The sequence below is a fragment of the Cohnella terricola genome, assembly GCF_007786475.1.
Lineage (GTDB): Bacteria > Bacillota > Bacilli > Paenibacillales > Paenibacillaceae > Cohnella > Cohnella terricola.
In genome coordinates, this window is record NZ_VNJJ01000003.1 from 147767 (window position 1) to 165956 (window position 18190).

The 18190-nt window shown below is 40.9% G+C and carries 24 protein-coding genes; 20 read left to right on the forward strand and 4 right to left on the reverse strand.

Features of this window, described 5'->3' with window-relative positions; genetic code table 11:
- Window positions 1-89: 89 nt before the first annotated feature.
- Window positions 90-1292, forward strand: coding sequence for an MFS transporter (locus FPZ45_RS06285; RefSeq protein WP_144699548.1), 1203 nt, complete (start codon window positions 90-92; stop codon window positions 1290-1292).
- Between the two features lie 223 nt (window positions 1293-1515).
- Here the strand turns inward: FPZ45_RS06285 and FPZ45_RS06290 are convergent, their stop codons facing one another.
- Complete coding sequence (locus FPZ45_RS06290; RefSeq protein WP_144699550.1) at window positions 1516-2784, reverse strand: sensor histidine kinase; 1269 nt, start codon at window positions 2782-2784, stop codon at window positions 1516-1518.
- Window positions 2774-3460 carry a response regulator transcription factor gene (locus tag FPZ45_RS06295; protein WP_144699552.1) on the reverse strand — a complete coding sequence of 229 codons (687 nt, stop codon included), beginning with the start codon at window positions 3458-3460 and terminating at the stop codon, window positions 2774-2776. Before FPZ45_RS06295 ends, FPZ45_RS06290 begins: the two co-directional genes overlap by 11 nt.
- Before the next feature lie 92 nt (window positions 3461-3552).
- On the opposite strand from FPZ45_RS06295, the gene FPZ45_RS06300 reads away from it, so the two are divergent.
- The 13 genes from FPZ45_RS06300 (at window position 3553) to FPZ45_RS06360 (ending at window position 11197) form a co-directional block, all read left to right on the forward strand.
- Complete coding sequence (locus FPZ45_RS06300) at window positions 3553-4026, forward strand: DUF2231 domain-containing protein (RefSeq protein ID WP_144699554.1); 474 nt, start codon at window positions 3553-3555, stop codon at window positions 4024-4026.
- A gap of 160 nt (window positions 4027-4186) precedes the next feature.
- Entirely contained in the window at window positions 4187-4747 is a 561-nt protein-coding gene (locus tag FPZ45_RS06305) for a hypothetical protein (RefSeq protein ID WP_144699556.1), read from the forward strand.
- A gap of 56 nt (window positions 4748-4803) precedes the next feature.
- Window positions 4804-5064: a hypothetical protein gene (locus tag FPZ45_RS06310; RefSeq protein ID WP_246120342.1), complete on the forward strand. Its 261-nt coding sequence runs from the start codon at window positions 4804-4806 to the stop codon at window positions 5062-5064.
- A 352-nt stretch (window positions 5065-5416) separates the two neighbouring features.
- Window positions 5417-5857: an Hsp20/alpha crystallin family protein gene (locus tag FPZ45_RS06315; RefSeq protein ID WP_144699560.1), complete on the forward strand. Its 441-nt coding sequence runs from the start codon at window positions 5417-5419 to the stop codon at window positions 5855-5857.
- A 154-nt stretch (window positions 5858-6011) separates the two neighbouring features.
- Complete coding sequence (locus FPZ45_RS06320) at window positions 6012-6428, forward strand: Hsp20/alpha crystallin family protein (RefSeq protein ID WP_186438253.1); 417 nt, start codon at window positions 6012-6014, stop codon at window positions 6426-6428.
- Between the two features lie 42 nt (window positions 6429-6470).
- Window positions 6471-6695: a hypothetical protein gene (locus FPZ45_RS06325; RefSeq protein WP_144699564.1), complete on the forward strand. Its 225-nt coding sequence runs from the start codon at window positions 6471-6473 to the stop codon at window positions 6693-6695.
- A 3-nt stretch (window positions 6696-6698) separates the two neighbouring features.
- Window positions 6699-7127: a spore germination protein GerPC gene (gene gerPC / locus FPZ45_RS06330; RefSeq protein WP_144699566.1), complete on the forward strand. Its 429-nt coding sequence runs from the start codon at window positions 6699-6701 to the stop codon at window positions 7125-7127.
- A 33-nt stretch (window positions 7128-7160) separates the two neighbouring features.
- Window positions 7161-7481, forward strand: coding sequence for a hypothetical protein (locus FPZ45_RS06335; protein ID WP_144699568.1), 321 nt, complete (start codon window positions 7161-7163; stop codon window positions 7479-7481).
- Between the two features lie 154 nt (window positions 7482-7635).
- A complete protein-coding gene (locus FPZ45_RS06340) occupies window positions 7636-8499 on the forward strand; it encodes a leucine-rich repeat domain-containing protein (protein ID WP_144699570.1) in 864 nt (287 codons plus the stop codon).
- A gap of 20 nt (window positions 8500-8519) precedes the next feature.
- Entirely contained in the window at window positions 8520-9455 is a 936-nt protein-coding gene (locus FPZ45_RS06345) for a hypothetical protein (protein WP_144699572.1), read from the forward strand.
- A gap of 23 nt (window positions 9456-9478) precedes the next feature.
- Complete coding sequence (locus tag FPZ45_RS06350; RefSeq protein ID WP_144699574.1) at window positions 9479-10066, forward strand: imm11 family protein; 588 nt, start codon at window positions 9479-9481, stop codon at window positions 10064-10066.
- A gap of 19 nt (window positions 10067-10085) precedes the next feature.
- Window positions 10086-10601 carry an SMI1/KNR4 family protein gene (locus tag FPZ45_RS06355; protein ID WP_144699576.1) on the forward strand — a complete coding sequence of 172 codons (516 nt, stop codon included), beginning with the start codon at window positions 10086-10088 and terminating at the stop codon, window positions 10599-10601.
- A 32-nt stretch (window positions 10602-10633) separates the two neighbouring features.
- Window positions 10634-11197: an SMI1/KNR4 family protein gene (locus FPZ45_RS06360; protein WP_144699578.1), complete on the forward strand. Its 564-nt coding sequence runs from the start codon at window positions 10634-10636 to the stop codon at window positions 11195-11197.
- Here the strand turns inward: FPZ45_RS06360 and FPZ45_RS06365 are convergent.
- On the reverse strand, window positions 11194-11844 hold the full coding sequence (locus tag FPZ45_RS06365) for a DUF1266 domain-containing protein (protein ID WP_144699580.1): 651 nt from the start codon (window positions 11842-11844) through the stop codon (window positions 11194-11196). The genes FPZ45_RS06360 and FPZ45_RS06365 overlap by 4 nt on opposite strands.
- Window positions 11845-11867: 23 nt before the next feature.
- A complete protein-coding gene (locus FPZ45_RS06370; protein ID WP_144699582.1) occupies window positions 11868-13250 on the reverse strand; it encodes a tetratricopeptide repeat protein in 1383 nt (460 codons plus the stop codon).
- Window positions 13251-13631: 381 nt separating this feature from the next.
- Between FPZ45_RS06370 and FPZ45_RS06375 the strand changes: the two genes are divergently transcribed.
- The 6 genes from FPZ45_RS06375 to FPZ45_RS25235 form a co-directional block, all read left to right on the forward strand.
- Complete coding sequence (locus tag FPZ45_RS06375) at window positions 13632-14291, forward strand: Imm43 family immunity protein (RefSeq protein ID WP_186438254.1); 660 nt, start codon at window positions 13632-13634, stop codon at window positions 14289-14291.
- A gap of 103 nt (window positions 14292-14394) precedes the next feature.
- Window positions 14395-14991 (forward strand): imm11 family protein, encoded by a 597-nt coding sequence (locus FPZ45_RS06380; RefSeq protein ID WP_144699586.1) that lies wholly within the window; start codon window positions 14395-14397, stop codon window positions 14989-14991.
- Window positions 14992-15035: 44 nt separating this feature from the next.
- On the forward strand, window positions 15036-15692 hold the full coding sequence (locus tag FPZ45_RS06385; RefSeq protein ID WP_144699588.1) for a hypothetical protein: 657 nt from the start codon (window positions 15036-15038) through the stop codon (window positions 15690-15692).
- Window positions 15693-15721: 29 nt separating this feature from the next.
- Complete coding sequence (locus FPZ45_RS06390) at window positions 15722-16660, forward strand: hypothetical protein (RefSeq protein WP_144699590.1); 939 nt, start codon at window positions 15722-15724, stop codon at window positions 16658-16660.
- A gap of 48 nt (window positions 16661-16708) precedes the next feature.
- The gene (locus FPZ45_RS06395) at window positions 16709-17572 is read left to right on the forward strand and encodes a leucine-rich repeat domain-containing protein (protein ID WP_144699592.1); all 864 of its coding nucleotides are present in this window, start codon (window positions 16709-16711) and stop codon (window positions 17570-17572) included.
- Window positions 17573-17592: 20 nt separating this feature from the next.
- On the forward strand, window positions 17593-18190 hold a 598-nt coding region (locus tag FPZ45_RS25235), incomplete at its 3' end, for a hypothetical protein (protein WP_222430761.1).

Here is an 18190-nt window from a genome sequence, read left to right on the forward strand (position 1 = left end):
GGCTTATCGTTCGGGAATAATCATGTCAACTTATTAAATTTATTTAATAAGTGATGACACATGATGGACGACAACTTAGGAGGAAAAATATGAATCAACCATTAAACCCGCGTCAAATTCATTTATGGCGTATCGCCATTTATATCATTTTCGCACTACCCGGATTTGCCATTGCATCATGGGTATCGCGAACGCCAACGATTCGGGATGCTCTGGGAGCTACGACGGCACAGATGGGTTGGATTATTTTTGGATTGGCCGTAGGCTCCATCATCGGACTTTTGAGCGCCAGTCATCTTATTGCGCATAAGGGTGGGCGCTATGTCATGATGACCGGCATGGCGGTTAGTTCGATCGGACTTATCGTTGTTGGTATTGGAGGTGCATGGGTCACTAATGGCGTCACGGTGTTTCTAGGTTTAGCCGTCTTCGGCTATGGGAACGGAATATGCGATGTAGCGATGAATGTAGAAGGAACGGCGGTGGAGAGAGCGGCTCGCAAGTCGATTTTAACAGGCTTTCATGCCGCGTTTAGCGTGGGTACGCTGCTAGGCGCGATGGCTGGGTCTGCCGCGATTAAGATCGGGATCTCGGTTCCAGTCCACATGGCGCTTGCCGTGGCGGTTATCGCTTTGATCATTCCGTATGTATATCGGCTCGTACCCGCGGGGACCGGGAAAGAAACCGGCGGCGATTCGATCGAGCCCCCTATGAGCGCAAGGGAGCGCATGGCCGTGTGGAAAGAACGGCGTACGGTTCTGATCGGAATCATCGTGTTAGGAATGGCTTTTGCGGAAGGTTCCGCGAATGACTGGCTGCCGCTGGTCATGGTGGATGGCTACGAAGTTACGCCTGCCATGGGTTCATTCGCTTTTGGTTTATTTGTCGCCGCGATGACGATTGGCCGCGCAGCAGGCGGCATGTTGCTCAACCGTTTCGGCAGAGTAATCGTGCTTAGGGCATCCGCGCTTTTCGCGATTGCTGGGTTGCTAATCGTCATATTCGGACAGAGTTACGAAGTGGCAATTATCGGGGTTGCGCTGTGGGGAATTGGCGCGGCTTTCGGCTTCCCGGTGGGATTGTCCGCAGCGGGAGATGATCCTCGCGGAGTCGCGGCGAGGGTAGGCGCAGTCTCTACGGCCGGTTATCTCGCATTCCTTGTCGGCCCGCCAATTTTGGGGATTATCGGCGAATCGGTCGGTCTGCTTCGCGCCTTAATTGTCGTGCTGATCGCAGTAGCAATAGCCGGCTTGCTCTCGCAAGCGGCTAAACCCATTTCTAAAAATCAATGATTTTATATTCATGAATCGGAATTGAAATTGTGCAAATTTGCATTGGAGCAGTTGCAGTATCGTCGCTTGTCTTTTTCGGGGGACTCTCGTCTATTGGTTCTTGGGGCTCATGGTCGGCAATATGTATCATGCGCTTAGAAGCCGAAGAAAGAGCGGGGCGAAACCCGCTACAAGGGGAAGCATCGTTATCCCGATCATCGCCGGATACCGGTTTAACGCTTAATCATTGCGTCCGGGTCCTTGTCATCGGGAAGCTTACCTCTACAGTCGTTCCGGTACCCTGGACGGAGTGGATCCGTATTTTACCTTCATGGGATTTAACGATCCATTCCGCGATCGATAGTCCGAGACCGGTTCCGGTTGTCGCGCGCGAACGGGCTTTGTCTCCTCGATAGAACCGCTCGAATAGATGAGGCATATCCTCGGAGGCAATCCCGCAACCGTTATCCGACACGCGAAGATGAACGGCATGCGAAGTTCGGAAGATGCTTAATTCAATGGCTCCGGCATGCGGCGTAAATTTATACGCATTGTCCAGCAGGATGAGAAGCAACTGCCGGATTCGGTTTTCATCGCCCCACAAGACGATCGAGCCTTGCACATTCGTATGGAGATCGATTTGTTTCGTTTCCGCGATCAGCCGGAACTGTTCCGCGATTTCACGTCCTAATGAGTCTAACTGAAAGAGGCCTCCTTGCAGCTTCATGTCTTGGGAATCGATCCTGGCCAGAGTCAGCAGATCGTCAACTAATTTCCCCATGCGTTTGCTTTCCCTTAGGATGTTAGAAATGTTGGGAGACTCTTGTTCAATCGTATGATAAGGGCGCCGAAGGAGCATCTCCGCCTGCGCATGAATAATCGTGGTCGGCGTTCTTAACTCGTGAGAAGCGTCCGCGACGAAACGATTTTGTTTATCCCAAGACCGGCGTATCGGTATCAGAGCGCGTCCGGCCAAATAGTAACCTCCGGCAATCGAGAGCACGAGTCCGATCGCGATCCCCGCCGCAAGATCTCGCTTCAAAGCGCTTAACATCCCCTCGACATCATTAAGGCTTCGGACGACGGTAATCGTGTCGATAGGATTCGACGATTTGCAATTCGATTCTCCGCAAGCGATTTGAAGAATCCGAAATCTTCGGAGATCCGAGGCGATGGTCCGAAGCGCGGATTGATCATGATTCGGTTGGAACAATCGGGCTTCTTGCGGAGAGAAGCTTTGTTCCGGCAATTGCCCCGTTAATTCGCCATTCCTGTTCCAGTATAGATAAACCGTTCGCTCATCTTCCTGCAATTCCCGAAAATCCGAACGAAGAAGCTCATCTATATTCGTAATCGTACGAATCCGGCTTTCCGACAGGCGCAGAATCTCGTCCATATCTTGATAGAGACGAAAATGGATATGCGAATAGAGGACCACACCCAACACGAGTAGAACAAGCAATAGCGTCGAGGCGTTGACGACCGCAAGCTTGCCTCGAAGGTTACGAAACATACGTGCCTCCTTTAATCATGTAACCCGTTCCCCGAACGGTTTGGATGAGGTTATCCACCGCGTGAGCGGACAGCTTCTTGCGCAATAGATGGACGTACACGTCGACAGCCGACATTGCCGCTTCCGAATCGAAGCCCCAAATTCGGTCGAAGATTTGCTCGCGGGTTAAAATACGATCCTGATTGCATAAAAGAAATTCCAGCAACTCATACTCTTTCAAGGTAAGCTTAAGCGGCTTATCGCCAATATAAGCGTCTCTTGCTGTCGGGACCAATCTGACCGGACCGCATGAGATATCGCCTTCCGTGCTCATCATTCCTTTACGCCTAAGAACAGCCCGAGCTCTAGCCAGCAATTCCGCAAGGGCGAAGGGCTTCGGCACGTAGTCGTCCGCACCGGCGTCGAGGCCGTTGACGCGATCGTCCAAGCTGCCTCTTGCCGTTAATAAGATAATAGGAACATCATTAGATTGCGCTCTTAATCTACGCACGATCTCGATTCCGTCTACTCCGGGAAGCATAATGTCCAACACGATTAAATCGTAAATCGCCTGCTCCGCAAGAAATAAACCGTCGTCTCCGGTCGTGGCGCCGTCGGTTATAAAATTCTCGCTTTCGAATAAGTCGCGGATAATGCCCAATAGAGCAAGGTCGTCCTCGATTACTAGTATACGCATTAATAGGAGTCCTTCCCGGTTCTTTAAGATAATTTCAATAATCACTTGTTATGATGAACCTGCTGCTTATGAAAAATCAAGGGGGAAAATCAATGTTGAACGAAATTCTAAATCATTTGCACCCCATTCTCGTCCATTTTCCAATCGCGATAATTACGATCGGCACAATTCACGATCTTATCGTATCGTTCAGACAGCGCTCTCTCCCGCTAAAGAAAGGAATATGGATTTGGATTGCCGCGGCACTATTCTCATGGTTTTCCGTAGCGACTGGTCCGGAAGATGACGCACGGGGCAATACGTCATTCTTGGAGATTCACAGTACGCTAGCGGACATTACTACCTGGGTTGTCAGTATTCTGGTCGCGGTACGTCTAATTATGATACTTCGAGGTAAACAGTCTTTTGCCAAGATCGCGCTAATCTTCTATCTTGTGGTAGCCATCGCTTCATGCGGATTCGTTCTTGGCGCAGGTTATTATGGAGGAAAGATGGTTTACGACGACGGCATAGGCGTAAAGGTAAATGGCAATTCGGTGAATCCGCCTATAGGGAATCACCATTGACTACCAGTGACTTTCATTTATGAAGTATGGAATTACCCGCGCATTTCGCGGGTTTTATATTTTGTCGGAACAAATGAACAGAACGGCTGAATACAATATATAGGCGACAACCCGTTTTTACGTGTAGTGTTTTGAGGATTTGTCCGGAAAGGGGGATTGTATGAACCTGGGTCAACAAAAGGCATGCGTGATTTTTAACAAATTAGCCGTGAACAACATCGAAAATTCTTCCGGCATTTTTATCGGAACGAACATGGCTCTCGGTTGGACCTCTTACAGCAAGGAGAATCAGGGGTTGGGCAGATTTAGCAATACGACGTTAACTAACGCCTTGGGCGTCGTGCATGATCCCGACCTCATCGATATGCCTATTGAAGAAGTCCGAAATATTACTCTTATGGAGACGAGCAATTCGCTGCAACAAAACGCAATCGACTTTAACGCCATCTACGCGAATTCCATACAGAATACATCCGCACTCGATCTAGGAGACAACAAACAATTGGGTTGGCGAACTGCCCGGAAAGTCAATGAAGGATTCGGCAGAATCCTTGGCCGCAACCTGTTAAAGCAAGTTGCCAACACGATAGCAGACAATGACTTCGTCGACGCCCATTTCAGCAACCAAGGAATCATTAACGAGAACATCCAAACGGCGGAAAAGAACATCAGCATCAATCAGAATAAGCCGAATACGGATGATACGACTGATCAATCATGAGCTGGAACCTTCATATTTAAGCCGAATATGATAAACAGCATAGGTATTCGTCAGGGGTGAGCAGCTTGGCCGTTTTTATTACTCTGGCAGCCGGAGCGATCAATGTTAATGCAATGAACAGAGGCAGCGTCATTGCCGTTGGGGAAATATCCCAGCCTGGTTGGAATCAGAATGGCAAGTCGAATTTCGGGAACGGCCAATTATTCGGTTCTAACATCGAATTTTGTTTTGTTACAACGCTTTTCGATAACGATGTCATCGATAATCCGATTTCGGAAATCGAACCCGCTACTTCAGTTCAAACAAAGGTGATATAAGGAGTATGAGGAAAAAGGGAGGAGGAGTAGGCGTGAGCAAGAATCCGGATCCTTGCATACGATGCTCGACAATACCCAATGAGAAAGACAAATACTGCATCCAATGCGGAGCTCCCTTAGAAAATCGCTGTTCGGACGAACCCGGTCCATTAAAAAAAGGATGCAAGCATGTTAACGTCCAAGATGCGGCTTTCTGCTCGAAATGCGGGGAACCTACGCTGTTTCAGCTTCACGGGCTCGTAACGACGGGGTATGATTATGCGAGCAGGCCGATTTTTAACATGGTTAACAATTGGGAAAAAATCATGCCAGACCGCATATTCGGGCAAAATCCGAAAGGCAGTGCAAAAGGATGAACAAAGGTCGGAATCCATTCGAAGCCTGGCAAGAACTTCAGACGTCCATGATGAAACATATTCCGATGTATTTCGGCCAGAACGGGTTTGAAAAAAACATGCATAAAGCCATTAAGAGCGTCATGCAGCATGCAATGGCCGGCCAGTCGGGCTCCCCCTTCTCCAACGAAGAAGTCGAATACGAATTGTTCGACAGCCAACGGGTGATCATCGTACGATGCAAAATGCCCGAGAACGCAACCGATCGCGATACTCGCTTTTTTGCAAACAAAACGAAGCTCAAAATCGAGTGCTCCGGAAGCGCGCAAGAAATTAGGCTACCCAGCGACATCTATCCCACTCGTTCATCCGCCAGAATAGACGGAGATGTCGTGGAGATTCTGCTGCCGAAGGTACTTGAGTCCGAACCGTTCCACGAAATTTTTATCCGAGAGTAGGCTCGCGAGCCATGGAGCCTTCTTTAATTCGGACAAGCCAGTCATGTATGGCACATCGAATCATTTTCTCATCCGATACATACACATAGTTTATGATGGAAGCATCCTGTAAGGAATGGTGATGCCGGTGGAAGAGAAGGCGAGGCAAAGCCAAATGAAGGACTTACAAGCATTTCATAAGCAAGCTGGCGAGGTGCTCGGCGAGGAGTTTTGGCAGGATATCGGCGCTCTGATTCCTTCTCTGGGACCGCGAGTAGACATCTATTACACTCAGACGACAGTGGTTGTGATGGCTGAAATACCCGAGTTAAAGTCCAAGGGACAAATCGGCATCTCCCTTGAAGGGCAGACCCTTATTCTGGAGGGGGATATTCCGTGCATGTACCCGGTTACGGAAAATCGAATCACCCAGGCCGAACGTTTTTTCGGAAGCTTCCGGCGCGCCTTGTTGATGCCTAAACCAGTTTCCAAAGATCATATTCGGGCGAATTATAGCCAAGGCTTGCTCATGATCGAATTGCAGATCGAAACGTACGAGCAGCCGAAGAATATCCCGATCGAGTTTGCATAAGATTTATTTCCAAAAGCACATCAGACGCGGGGTGGTGAAAAGATGGTACGAATTCAATTTCATAATCTACACATCGGTACGGTATCCAACTCGTCAGGCGTGTTTCACGGGAGCAACGTACAGTGGAAATACAAGCATGCCGCAAAGCAAAATCAGGCTTTCGGAACGGTTAACGGGAAGAATTGTTTCTTATCGGGCGTTCGTGTTTCTTTGAATGACAGCGACCCAATCGATACGTATTCCAGCGTCAACCCCCGTCAGACGTGACCTATGTTTTGGAAAAAAAAGAACGCACCTGCCGAAACGCTAATCCGGGAAGTGGACAAACATTTCCGGGAGATCAACCTCAGATTCAGCCGGATTGAACAGGCGCTTGAACATGTAAGATCGAATCCAACGCAGATTACGATTAAAAATGTCCACATCCACCAACCCGTGGTTGAGAAGATGGAGTACCGTCTAGACAGTCTGGACATCAATCAGTTGAGCGGTTCATTAAATCTGGGAAACAACTTCGGCGCCAAAACCAACCCGAATTCCTCTTTTTCCATAGAAACGAACGAACGCCCGAAAACGGACACTGTCACACCTTCCGTGGGTCGCCGTCCTACAAAAACAAATCAACCTTCCCGATCGTCTGGCGACGAAATAGACGGGCTGGTAAGAACCGAAACCGGTTATCGACTGATCAGAGAGTAATGGGTAACCCGTCTTAGGATCGGAGGTTTCGAAATGTCATCCTATTTATCACCCCAATTCGTAATCGGTTCTATACGTATCGGCTCCGTCGAGAACGCCGCCTGCATCAATATGGGCAACAACTGGCCGACCGGCTTCGAGAGCCACCAGAAGCTTACGCAAGGCTTCGGATCCGTAAGCGGGGATCGTAATGTCGTTTCCGGTATCCGCTCTATTCTGAACGATTCCGACTTTCTCGATATGCTCAACATCTCGGATTCCGAGGCACCCGAATGGCTGCAAAAGCTGATCACGACATCGAATGAATCGCCGAACAAACCGGCCGAAACCGTCGTCGGAAAAATGCCGGAGTGAGCTAATGGATTCGTTATAGACACTGAAAGCCGACCCGAATAGGTCGGCTTTCAAAATTTATGAAGCTGCTGATCATAAAACTCAATTGAAAGCTAAAGGACTTGCCGATAAATAGAATAACAATATCTGAAATCGAAAGCTGGTTGCTATTAAAATGAAAAAATATAGTTTCAATGATAATATTCAAGAGTTTGAAATAGATCCTGAATTTATTAAAGAAGGAGTGAAGCAAGCTGAAAAAAAAGGTTATTCCTCCATTAGAATCATCTCATTAAATGATAATAAAGGGAAAACCTACAATCTGGATTTAACGCCTATGGAAAATAAAAGTTTTATTAAATTGGTGAGTATATCAGATAATTTCAGGGTGGGGAAATTTAATATCGATGCGTTATATACTTTAAGTAATCTAACTCAATTATTTTGTGAGAATAAGTCTATCATTTTTGATTATGCATTACTCCCTAGATTGGAACACATTTATTATGATTACAGCCATAAAAGTTTGAATTTCACATCATTAATTGCATTGAAAAGCATTGTTATACGTGGATTTTCCGAAATGGATTGTACGATTTTAAGTGGATTTAAGAGATTAGAAAGCTTGTACTTAAGCGGAGGAAATATTGAATCCCTGAATGGCATAGAAAATCTTCAAAATTTGCTTGTCATAAATTTAAGTTACTGCGCAAAATTGTCAGATATTAAGCCGGTCTTAACACTTCAAAAATTGCATACACTGCATGTTGAAAAGTGTAAAAGAGTAAACGATATCGTTGTGACAGATGACAATCATTCATTAGAAAATGTATTTGTATCTGAGTTAGAGTCGTTGTTGTTTATTGAAAAGTTGAAGAACTTAAAAAAGCTAAAGTTCTGGGACCTAAAAGATGGTAACATATTGCCTGTTTTAGAGAAAAGTCCACCATTAGAAGAAGTAGATTTCTTCCCTAATAAAAAACATTACAGTCATAAAAAAGAACAAATTGAAGCGATTCTAAATAAAATGAATCCTTGAATTTCCAAGGGGGATAAGATGTGCCGGCAAATAGTAGTTATAGTCATCGACTAATTCAGAAAGCGATTAAGAGATATGAATATGATGAGGGCATAGACCACGATAAAGGAAGGGAAGAATTTTATAACACATATTTATTTCGTACGGAAGGGAAAAAAATAAAAACTCATATCAATTACCTGTGTGGAATGTTGGGAGACGGACCGGAAGGTAATCATATCGCAGCGAAAAATCTCTTATTTCAAGGCAATGATAATTGTTGGAAATATTTCGAGAGAACAGCTCTTTTTTGGGCATTTTCGCATTTGAATGACCCCTTTATCGATCATATAGCCCCCCAATTAAATTACGCTCTATTTGTTGAACGTGAGGATATTTTAGCTCTTTTACTAGAGAAGTCAGTTCAATATTTAGCAAGAGAAGAATATGTGTCGGACAAGGAATATACGGATCAAGAGATATATTCAAGTACTTATCTCATCCATTTCCTGATCGAAAAATGGGGCATGGATAATCCTGTGAAAGAAAAAGTAATGCAATACGGAAAGGGTCTGGGGATCTATCAAAGAATTGTGGATGAATGGGACAACTCATTTCAGGAGATCGAGCAAGATTATTGGGATCGTTTGTGCGAACACCACTTAAACGGACTAAGTTTAACAGGAAGCACACGTGAGAAGGAAGAGTTTATTTATTATGGTCTTGTTCCTATGGAACTTCTCAACGTGTTTAAGGTAAGAAAAAAATTAGGATTAGATGTCCCGGAGATTAAGCATGAACTGTTCCATACACCTATGGCTAAATACCCCAAATTGCCAACAGGCTATAATGAAGAATTGGACGTCAGATTTCAACTTATAGAGCGGACCATTAAAGAGAAGAAAAGGTTTACTATTGAAGAGATCATATCCCAACTTAAAGATGAGTATGGTGAAGGATCAGATATTTTTTATTAAACTTCGAACAGGTGTGTGACAAAATGGAAAGTCAAAATCCCAATTGTATGTATGAGTTTTTTATTTCTTCTGATTATCCGGATAAATATTGGATTCAATACCATTCAAATTTATCATTGAAACACATAAATTTTATTATAGGAAAAAAAATCGATATTTCTACAAACGAAGCTCTTCCTGAATTCTCATTGAAAGAAAAAGTAAGCGAAGAAAAGCTATTGAACTATGATTTACTCCATTGTGGAAATGGTCCGAGTCTAATTAGCCCCAAGTTCACGGAAATGATATTGACGCACTTTAGTAATGAAGTTCAATTAATTAAAGCAAAACTTAGAGTTAATGATAAAGAATATTCGGGATATCATATCATGAATATTATCAATAAGGTATCTTGTATGGATAAAGAACGATCCGTTTTTAAGTTAAGCCACCGTCCAGATGGTCCAATCACTATTAATAAACTTGTTATTTCAAAACATCAATTAATTGGATTAAATATATTTAGACTAGAGGAATCACTTTCAACCATTGTAGTTAGTCCAAAGTTTGCAGAGTTATGCAGTACTGCGAATCTCAAGGGATTATCTTTTGTTGAAATCGAGGTTAATTAAGATAAGGTAGGTGCTCGATATGTTTAAAAAGGGAAAATATGATGAAATCGTGGTTAGATTAAATAAGAGAAAAAAGGAAATCGTTATTGAGGATAATTTCAATGGGGATTATGTATGGATCTGCAACAATTTATCAGATAATGAAATTTCGTTAGATCATAAACTTCTTTCATATGAAAAAGCCGAAAAAGTTAATACTGAATATCGTGAAGCGTTTGAAGAAATGACTAAGGATAAGTGGATATTTGCAGAAACAGGTCAAGGGGATTTATGGCTAGTGGATTTAACCAATGCTGATAATAGCATCTATTTTTATAATCATGATCTATCTAGTGTGGTGAACATGTCGTTAAATATGAAAGAGTGGTTCGAATTAGCTGACCTCCTGTCACAAAAAGAAGAACTATTTAATAATCATAGGAATATCTACTTTGATGAAAATTTAAATTTAAGAGACGAGTATAGACAACAAATAATTGCTGAAGTTGAAAAAATAAAGAAAGGGCTATCGAGTACCTATCCTTTCGAATTATAGAATAGGATGGACGTATCATTAGGAGGACTATCATGCTAAGGGATTTGTTTAATGAATTTATCGAATTATCTAATGAGTTACGCCCAGATTATCGAGCTAGTTTGGGAACTGCAACAGGAAATTGGACGGATGTTTTACAACTATCCTATACTCCGAACTTTTATGAAGTCATATTTAGTACTGTACAGGGTACTAAAAGGGATGTTTGCGATCAAAGGCTAATGGATTTTATACCAGGATATCGACTTATACACATTGATGAATTTGTAAGTGAGAAACAAAATTTGGATAACATTTTGAATGTCCAAACTGACGTTGCATTTGTATTACCTATTTTGGCTAACTATTCTAGTGATTTCATTTGCTACGTAGAGATGTTAAACGGAGAAGGTTGCATTTGCACATTGTTACATGATGAGGGAGAACTAGAAGTGGTGTATAATACACCTGAAAAATTTCTAGAAACGATAAATGAATTTTATAAACAGCAAGCCTATTTTTTAGACGATGAAGGTTATCTTACTTACGACTTGGAATTAGAGGGTAACATTGGTGCGAAAAATAACCCCAACGTTAACTACTGGGTTTCACCTTAATAGCTTAAGCTAATATGTCTTAGCGGACTGTCTGGAGCAATAAGCAGTTTAATAAGGTAATCTTGGTTTTTATTTACATACTCTAAAGAAGAAGAAGACTCTGTGAAATCCGCGCCTGCCGCATACCCGATAGCATAGTCCTTCCAGCTTGAATATGCTATTCTAGCTTCCCGAACACAGACAGCCACCATTCTCCATTTATCCTCTTCCGTTAAATATCCGAGTTCATATCCCGCGCAGCAAGCATATACGCACCAAGAATGATCGTATGCGGCTATGCCTTCCCCTGGCAAGCGTGTGAAATAATGATTGGAGACAATCAGCTTTGCTGTTCTTGGATCCCCGTCAGGCAGTGATTGTATAAATGCAGTGCGTTCCGATATAGAAAGCCCCGAGAGCAGCATACTGCTGTCACGAAACTCTTTTCTGTGCCCGGTTTGAAAGAACCAGTCCAACTTCTCTTTTAACTTTTCGGAATCATCGATTTCCCATTGGTCAAGCATTTGACTCAGCCGACTTTTATTTTCGAATATGAGGTGCATATTTTTGGCAAAAGGGTAAGGATTGTGCCCTTTCAAGCAAAAAGACGAAAGTGCATGAATATATAAAGATAATTGTTGGCGAACTTCGAGATTGTAATAATCCATGTTGGTACAAAGACAACTCCTTTCTACTTGCTCCCAAAATAGTTTATTAAAACACTGCAAACTCTCCAAATTATTGTAAGAATAAGACTACCCAAAGCCAATACTAAAATAGTTACGATTATTGTTACCATTATCACGCCCATATCAGGCAAAGGTCCATCAAGTACCAATACCACTAATCCGAAATCGGCAACTAGCAACAATAGATATAACCATGTGTTTTTTGCAAGCTGAAATATCAGCTCTTTAATTTTTGCAAATATCGACAGTAGGGGAGGCACAGCACTCCGTTGGAGTTCCAGCTCATCTGTAGGCTCTAATTCCTCCGATTGCCCAAAGCTCTCTTGATAAATTGTGGACCCCTCGAAATCCGCAAGATAAACAAGTGCTTCGATATCGTTTGAATGGATGTCCAATATCCGATTATAGGTTTCTCTAGCGTGGTTCAATTGTCCCAAGTTGATATAACATTTTCCCAAAAGAGATAACATATCCAGATTTTCTGGCATTTGAGAAAGAAGATAGATTAAATCCTGAATCGCATCAACCAGCTTGTCTTGTTTATAGTAAATACGAGCGCGATAGAAATAAGAATCCGTATCGTCAGGAGCAATACGAATACAATGATCGAAGGCCATAAGAGCACGACTTAAATCATCCGTTCGAAAGTAAAATTCCCCTTGAAGGCGAAGCAAATCCGGATCACTGGGAAACACTTCACAGGCCTTATTCAGCATATCTTCCGCAGTCTGCAAGTCATGGTCTTTGAGCGCTCTCAACGCCATTACCCGGTAATGCAGAAAGGCATCGTAATCAATGTTTCCTGCATCTGCAAGGAACGAATACCGCAAGCTTGTCACATATTGCTGATCCTCCAGTGCATACGTAAACACATTAGGATACCGTTCGGAAAACAATTCCCGATCCGCTAGCGCTTTCTCCTTCCAACGAAAACTGCCTTCGAGCAGTTGCCAAACCGATCTTGGCAAATAAGGATGACTTTCCAAAAAATTAAGCATTCGTTCGTTAACGGAACTTTGAAGATTTAAATTCCACATGACATCGTCATTCATCAGTTTCAACCAATTATCTGTATCTATTCGTGTTATGAAAGTGTGGTAAATCGTATTGACCTTACCCATAAACTCATTTAATTGATGTTCAGGACTGTGAGGTGCATGATCCTGCTCTTGCAGGATCATGATGCGATGAGGTACAGACACATGCTGACTTTCCTGCTGATGATCAACCCCTTGCATTACGATCCGAGGTGAGATGGATACTCGCTGATTTTCCTGCTGCTCATCTTCTTCCTCCGAAAGAATACGGTTGACTGATCGGTCACTCTGCTGTTTGGCCTGCTTAAGCGCTTGATCATAAGCTTCCCGCAGCCGTTGATAACCCACTGGGTCATCCTCAGGGTGATGGAGCTTTAACTGCTTCGCGTAAGCTCTCTTAATGACGGAACGATCACCACTCGGATTTATTCCCAGTATATCCCAAATATGCATGAGTAGTCATCAGTCCTTTTTTCGTAAATATAAAAACATCATAACTAAATTTAGGAGTTAAGTTAAGGATTTTAAAACCTTGGTTGGAAGATGCCTTTCAAGGTTTTTTGTGGTTTTGTTTTCGTTGATAGGAATCATTGTAAAATGATAACATCTGTAGAAGAATTGAGAAGTACTTTGCTGGTATGGTACACTCTTTTGTATGGGTTGGGAAAAATATCCTTAACTATTGAGAATATATTCCATTTAAGTTTATACAGGGGTGCAAGAAGCATCATGATGAAACAAAAAATATATGCAATGGTTAAAAAGAGTGGTAAAGGTGTACCTATGTCCTTAAATGCAGTATTAGCAGAGGAATTTAATGATAATAACCCAATGCCAGATATGAATTATGAGTGGACGATTAGTCACGGTACAGAAAAAGTTAGATTTCCAGAACATTTATTTTTAGTTTGTAAAGAAAAAATACTTAGTTTTGATTTCTATGCAGATTTTGACGGGTATATTGTCTCTGATGATTTTTTGCGGATATTTCTCAAATATATGTTGATCGATGATTATCAAATGATTCCGCTAGAAACTTTATCATGGAAGGGTACACAGATCACAGATAAAAAATATCACTATTTAGTTCCTAATAAAAAGGAAACGTGGATCGATTATAACCATTCAAAATACGATGTTGACGAGGGGAAAACCAAAGAGCAGGTAATTAGTAGAGATGGTGCGTTTGTCAGAAAATTCGAGGAAATCATATTAAAAGAATCTGAAGTAGACAAAGAAGTCTTTGTTCTAAAAGGTTCATTATTGACCAGGTTTTTATTTTGTAGCGAAATATTCAAAAACGAAATTGAAAAAGAACATTTGGTGGGCGTGGATTTTATTCCAATTGAAGAGTTACCTGCTTATTATAATAAGAAATATTTTTTATAAAAATGAAGTAGAGAAAGAAATACTAAGAGTTCTCGCAAGTATGCGGTCAGCAGTAATAACTGGCTGGCTATTTTGATGTTTAATAATCGAGGTGGTTTACGTCGTGGGAAAATTAGTTGCAAGTAACAATAATGAAATTTGGCAATTATCCATTTCTTCAGATTATCCCGATAAGTATTGGATTAAATACGATTCAAGTTCAAATATCGATTATTCGATGTTTGAAGAAGGAAAAAGGATCGATCAGATTGCAGATATACCCGAGTTCTCTATTACAGGTAAGTTCAATGAAGAAAAGTTTTGTGAATTTGATTATCTAATTAGTGGGAATGGGCCTAAGATCGTAAGCCCGAAGTTTTCCAAACTTATTATGACTAATTTTAGTAGCGATATTCAACTGATTGGAGCGAAATTACGAGTAAATGGGAAAGAACTCACAGGTTATCATGTAATTAATATTACAAACAGAATATCTTGTATGGATCCAGAATTATCAGAGTATAAGCCATTATTAAGTTATCTACCTAATGGGTCAATAAAAATTACAAAACTTGTGATTTCAAAAAATAAGTTAACAACATCAAATATTTTCAGACTAGCAGAGGACGACACAATTATTCTAGTTAGTTCAACTTTTGTACAGGAATGCGATAACGCAGGAATAAGAGGTATTTCCTTCAAGGAAGTCACTGTTAATTAATACTTTCTATTAGATAGTACAAGACAACGATGAGGAGGCAACTCATGAATACATTAGAAGAATCTATACTGCAATTTATTCAATCTTATACACAATCCAAGCAGCCTTTTGAGTTCTTTATTAAAGAAGGTGAAATTGTCCATCAACCTAATTTGCCAAAAGATTTAATCGATGTCCGAATTCCACTGTCTAATGAGCTGAAGTATCTTTATGAGAATTTTCGTATTCATGGCCCTGTAAGAGAAGACAATCATCAATTGGATGGTGTCGATATTGATCTTGGAAACAACGTTCTATATCTCTATGCTCCGGACCGTTTATTAAAAAGACAATCAGGTTATAGGTGGATTGATAAAGAAGGACAGTATGATGAAGATCCTAGTTGGAATCCCCATTGGATTGTAATCGCAGATATTGATTCTAATCCTATTGTAGTTGACAGTAGTCTTACGAACTCGCCTGTATTTGCAAGTTATGAAGGCGGAGAACTGTTTTCTGTATCGGATTCGTTGGCTCGTTTTTTTGATGCACTTTCTGTTGTCCTTCAGGTATCTCATGCATTTAACGGTGAAATCATAGATGATGAAACGTTTGAGGTCAAAAGCGAATATGTAGATCAATTGGAAAAACGGTTAGAAATATTACTAGGAAAAGATCATACCGATAATCTATTGGACTATTTGTCTATACGTGAAAAATGATCATGGCATGAAAAGGGGATGAGGGCGACATGATGCCAGTAAATATCAAATTTAATCATCGACTTATTCAGAAAGCACTGAAAAGATACAAGTATTACGAAAATATAGATCTAATCAAAGATGATGAAATATTCTATGAGGCTTATTCACTACGAGGGAATAGACATAAATTTAAAAATGATCTTTTTACAATGATTGGTATTTTGGGTTGGGGACCCGCTGGACATCATATCGCGGCGAAAAATCTCTTATTTCAAGGCCATGATAACTGTTGGAAATATTTCGAGAGAACCGCCCTTTTTTGGGCATTAGCGCATTTAAATGATCCCTTTATCGATCATATAGCCCCCCAACTAAATTACGCTCTATTTGTTGAACGTGAGGACATATTAGCTCTTTTACTAGAGAAGTCAGTTCAATATTTAGCAAGAGAAGAATATGTGTCGGACAAGGAATATACGGATCAAGAGGTATTTTCAAGTACCCATCTCATCCATTTTCTAATCGAAAAATGGGGCATGGATAATCCTGTGAGAGAAAAAGTAATGCAATACGGAAAGGGCCTGGGGATCTATCAAAGAATTGTAGATGAATGGGACAACTCATTTCAGGAGATCGAGCAAGACTATTGGGATCTTTTGTGCGAACACCACTTAAACGGGCTAAGTTTAACAGGAAGTACGCGAGAAAAGGAAGAGTTTATATCGTATGGACTAGTTCCTATGGAATTACTCAACGTGTTCAAGGTAAGAAAAAAACTAGGATTAGATATCCCTGAGATTAAGCATGAGCTGTTCCATACACCAATGGCTACATACCCCGTATTGCCAACAGGCTATAACGAAAAATTGGACGTCAGATTTCAACTTATTGAACGAACAATGATAGAGAAGAAAAGGTTTACTATGGATGAGATCATCGCGCTACTAAAGGAACAACATGGTGAAGACTCAGATATCTTTTACTAAACTTCGAGATGGTTAGGTATTTAGAATCGAAATCCGGGTGCAAATAAAATGAAAAAATATAGTTTTAATGAAAATATTCAGGCGTTTGAAATAGATCCCCAGTTTATTAAAGAAGGAGTTAAACAGGCTGAGAAAAAAGGATATTCTTCAATAAGAATCATCTCCTTAAATGATAATAAAGGAGAAAGATACGATCTGGATTTAACGCCGATGGAAGATAAAAGCTTCATCAATGCAGTTAGTATATCAAACACTTTTAAAGTGAAAAACTTTAATATTGATGCATTATATACACTAGATAAATTGACTAAGTTAATTTGTAATCATGAGAAGATCATATTTGACTATTCAATGCTTCATACCATCGAAGAATTGTATATCGATTATAACGAGATGAGCTTGAACTTCAGTTCTTTAAAGGCATTGAAGCACGTTACGATATTTGGTTTATCAGAGAATGATTGCGCTCTTATAAAGGGATTTCACCATTTAGAAAGCTTGTATTTAAGTGGAGGGAATTTTGAAAGTTTGAATGGTGTAGAAAATCTTCAAAATTTGCGTATTCTAAAATTAAATTATTGCTCTAAAATTTCAGACATTAAGCTCGTTTTTAATCTTCAAAAATTACATACACTGCATGTTGAAAAGTGTAAAAGAGTAAACGATATTGTTGTGACAAATGATAATCATTCATTAGAAAATGTATTTGTATCTGAGGTAGAGTCGTTGTTGTTTATTGAAAAGTTGAAGAACTTAAAAAAGCTAAAGTTCTGGAACTTAAAAGATGGTAACTTATTACCTGTTATAGAGAAAAGTCCACCATTAGAAGAAGTAGATTTCTTCCCTGACAAAAAACATTACAGCCATAAAAAAGAACAAATTGAAGCGATTCTACATAGAATGAATCCTTGAATTTCCAAGGGGGATAAGATGTGCCGGTAAATAGTAGTTATAGTCATCGACTTATTCAAAAAGCGATTAAGTGGTATAAATATGACGAATATCCTGATCTCATAAAAGCCAACGAAAGATTTTATAAAATTTATTTATTTAGTACAGAAGGCAAAAAAATAAAAAAGGACCTTTCGACTTTAGACAGTGTATTAAGTTGGGGGCCGGAAGGTACTCATATTGCTGCAAAAAATCTTTTGTTTCAAGAAAATGATGATTGTTGGAAATATTTCGAGAGAACCGCAGTTTATTGGTCAATATCGCATTATGATTCCATTATCGATAGTATAGCCCCCCAACTAAATTACGCTCTATATGTTGAACGTGAGGACTTACTAGCTCTTCTACTAGAGAAGTCAGAACAATATTTAGCAAGAGAAGAATATCTGACGGATAAGAACTATACGGATCAAGCGGTATTTTCAAGTACTTATCTCATCCATTTCCTGATCGAAAAATGGGGCATGGATAATCCTGTGAGAGAAAAAGTAATGCAATACGGAAAGGGCCTGGGGATCTATCAAAGAATTGTAGATGAATGGGACAACTCATTTCAGGAGATCGAGCAAGACTATTGGA

Excerpts from the sequence above, each read along its gene's own strand:
- FPZ45_RS06285 (WP_144699548.1), top strand. The coding sequence starts at position 90 with ATGAATCAACCATTAAACCCGCGTCAAATTCATTTATGGCGTATCGCC.
- FPZ45_RS06320 (WP_186438253.1), top strand. The coding sequence starts at position 6,012 with ATGAAGGACTTACAAGCATTTCATAAGCAAGCTGGCGAGGTGCTCGGC.
- FPZ45_RS06385 (WP_144699588.1), top strand. The coding sequence starts at position 15,036 with ATGAATACATTAGAAGAATCTATACTGCAATTTATTCAATCTTATACA.
- FPZ45_RS06340 (WP_144699570.1), top strand. The coding sequence starts at position 7,636 with ATGAAAAAATATAGTTTCAATGATAATATTCAAGAGTTTGAAATAGAT.
- FPZ45_RS06375 (WP_186438254.1), top strand. The coding sequence starts at position 13,632 with ATGATGAAACAAAAAATATATGCAATGGTTAAAAAGAGTGGTAAAGGT.
- FPZ45_RS06360 (WP_144699578.1), top strand. The coding sequence starts at position 10,634 with ATGCTAAGGGATTTGTTTAATGAATTTATCGAATTATCTAATGAGTTA.
- FPZ45_RS06300 (WP_144699554.1), top strand. The coding sequence starts at position 3,553 with ATGTTGAACGAAATTCTAAATCATTTGCACCCCATTCTCGTCCATTTT.
- FPZ45_RS06350 (WP_144699574.1), top strand. The coding sequence starts at position 9,479 with ATGGAAAGTCAAAATCCCAATTGTATGTATGAGTTTTTTATTTCTTCT.
- FPZ45_RS06315 (WP_144699560.1), top strand. The coding sequence starts at position 5,417 with ATGAACAAAGGTCGGAATCCATTCGAAGCCTGGCAAGAACTTCAGACG.
- FPZ45_RS06305 (WP_144699556.1), top strand. The coding sequence starts at position 4,187 with ATGAACCTGGGTCAACAAAAGGCATGCGTGATTTTTAACAAATTAGCC.
- FPZ45_RS06295 (WP_144699552.1), bottom strand. The coding sequence starts at position 3,460 with ATGCGTATACTAGTAATCGAGGACGACCTTGCTCTATTGGGCATTATC.
- FPZ45_RS06325 (WP_144699564.1), top strand. The coding sequence starts at position 6,471 with ATGGTACGAATTCAATTTCATAATCTACACATCGGTACGGTATCCAAC.
- FPZ45_RS06290 (WP_144699550.1), bottom strand. The coding sequence starts at position 2,784 with ATGTTTCGTAACCTTCGAGGCAAGCTTGCGGTCGTCAACGCCTCGACG.
- gerPC (WP_144699566.1), top strand. The coding sequence starts at position 6,699 with ATGTTTTGGAAAAAAAAGAACGCACCTGCCGAAACGCTAATCCGGGAA.
- FPZ45_RS06395 (WP_144699592.1), top strand. The coding sequence starts at position 16,709 with ATGAAAAAATATAGTTTTAATGAAAATATTCAGGCGTTTGAAATAGAT.
- FPZ45_RS06365 (WP_144699580.1), bottom strand. The coding sequence starts at position 11,844 with ATGGATTATTACAATCTCGAAGTTCGCCAACAATTATCTTTATATATT.
- FPZ45_RS06390 (WP_144699590.1), top strand. The coding sequence starts at position 15,722 with ATGATGCCAGTAAATATCAAATTTAATCATCGACTTATTCAGAAAGCA.
- FPZ45_RS06355 (WP_144699576.1), top strand. The coding sequence starts at position 10,086 with ATGTTTAAAAAGGGAAAATATGATGAAATCGTGGTTAGATTAAATAAG.
- FPZ45_RS06335 (WP_144699568.1), top strand. The coding sequence starts at position 7,161 with ATGTCATCCTATTTATCACCCCAATTCGTAATCGGTTCTATACGTATC.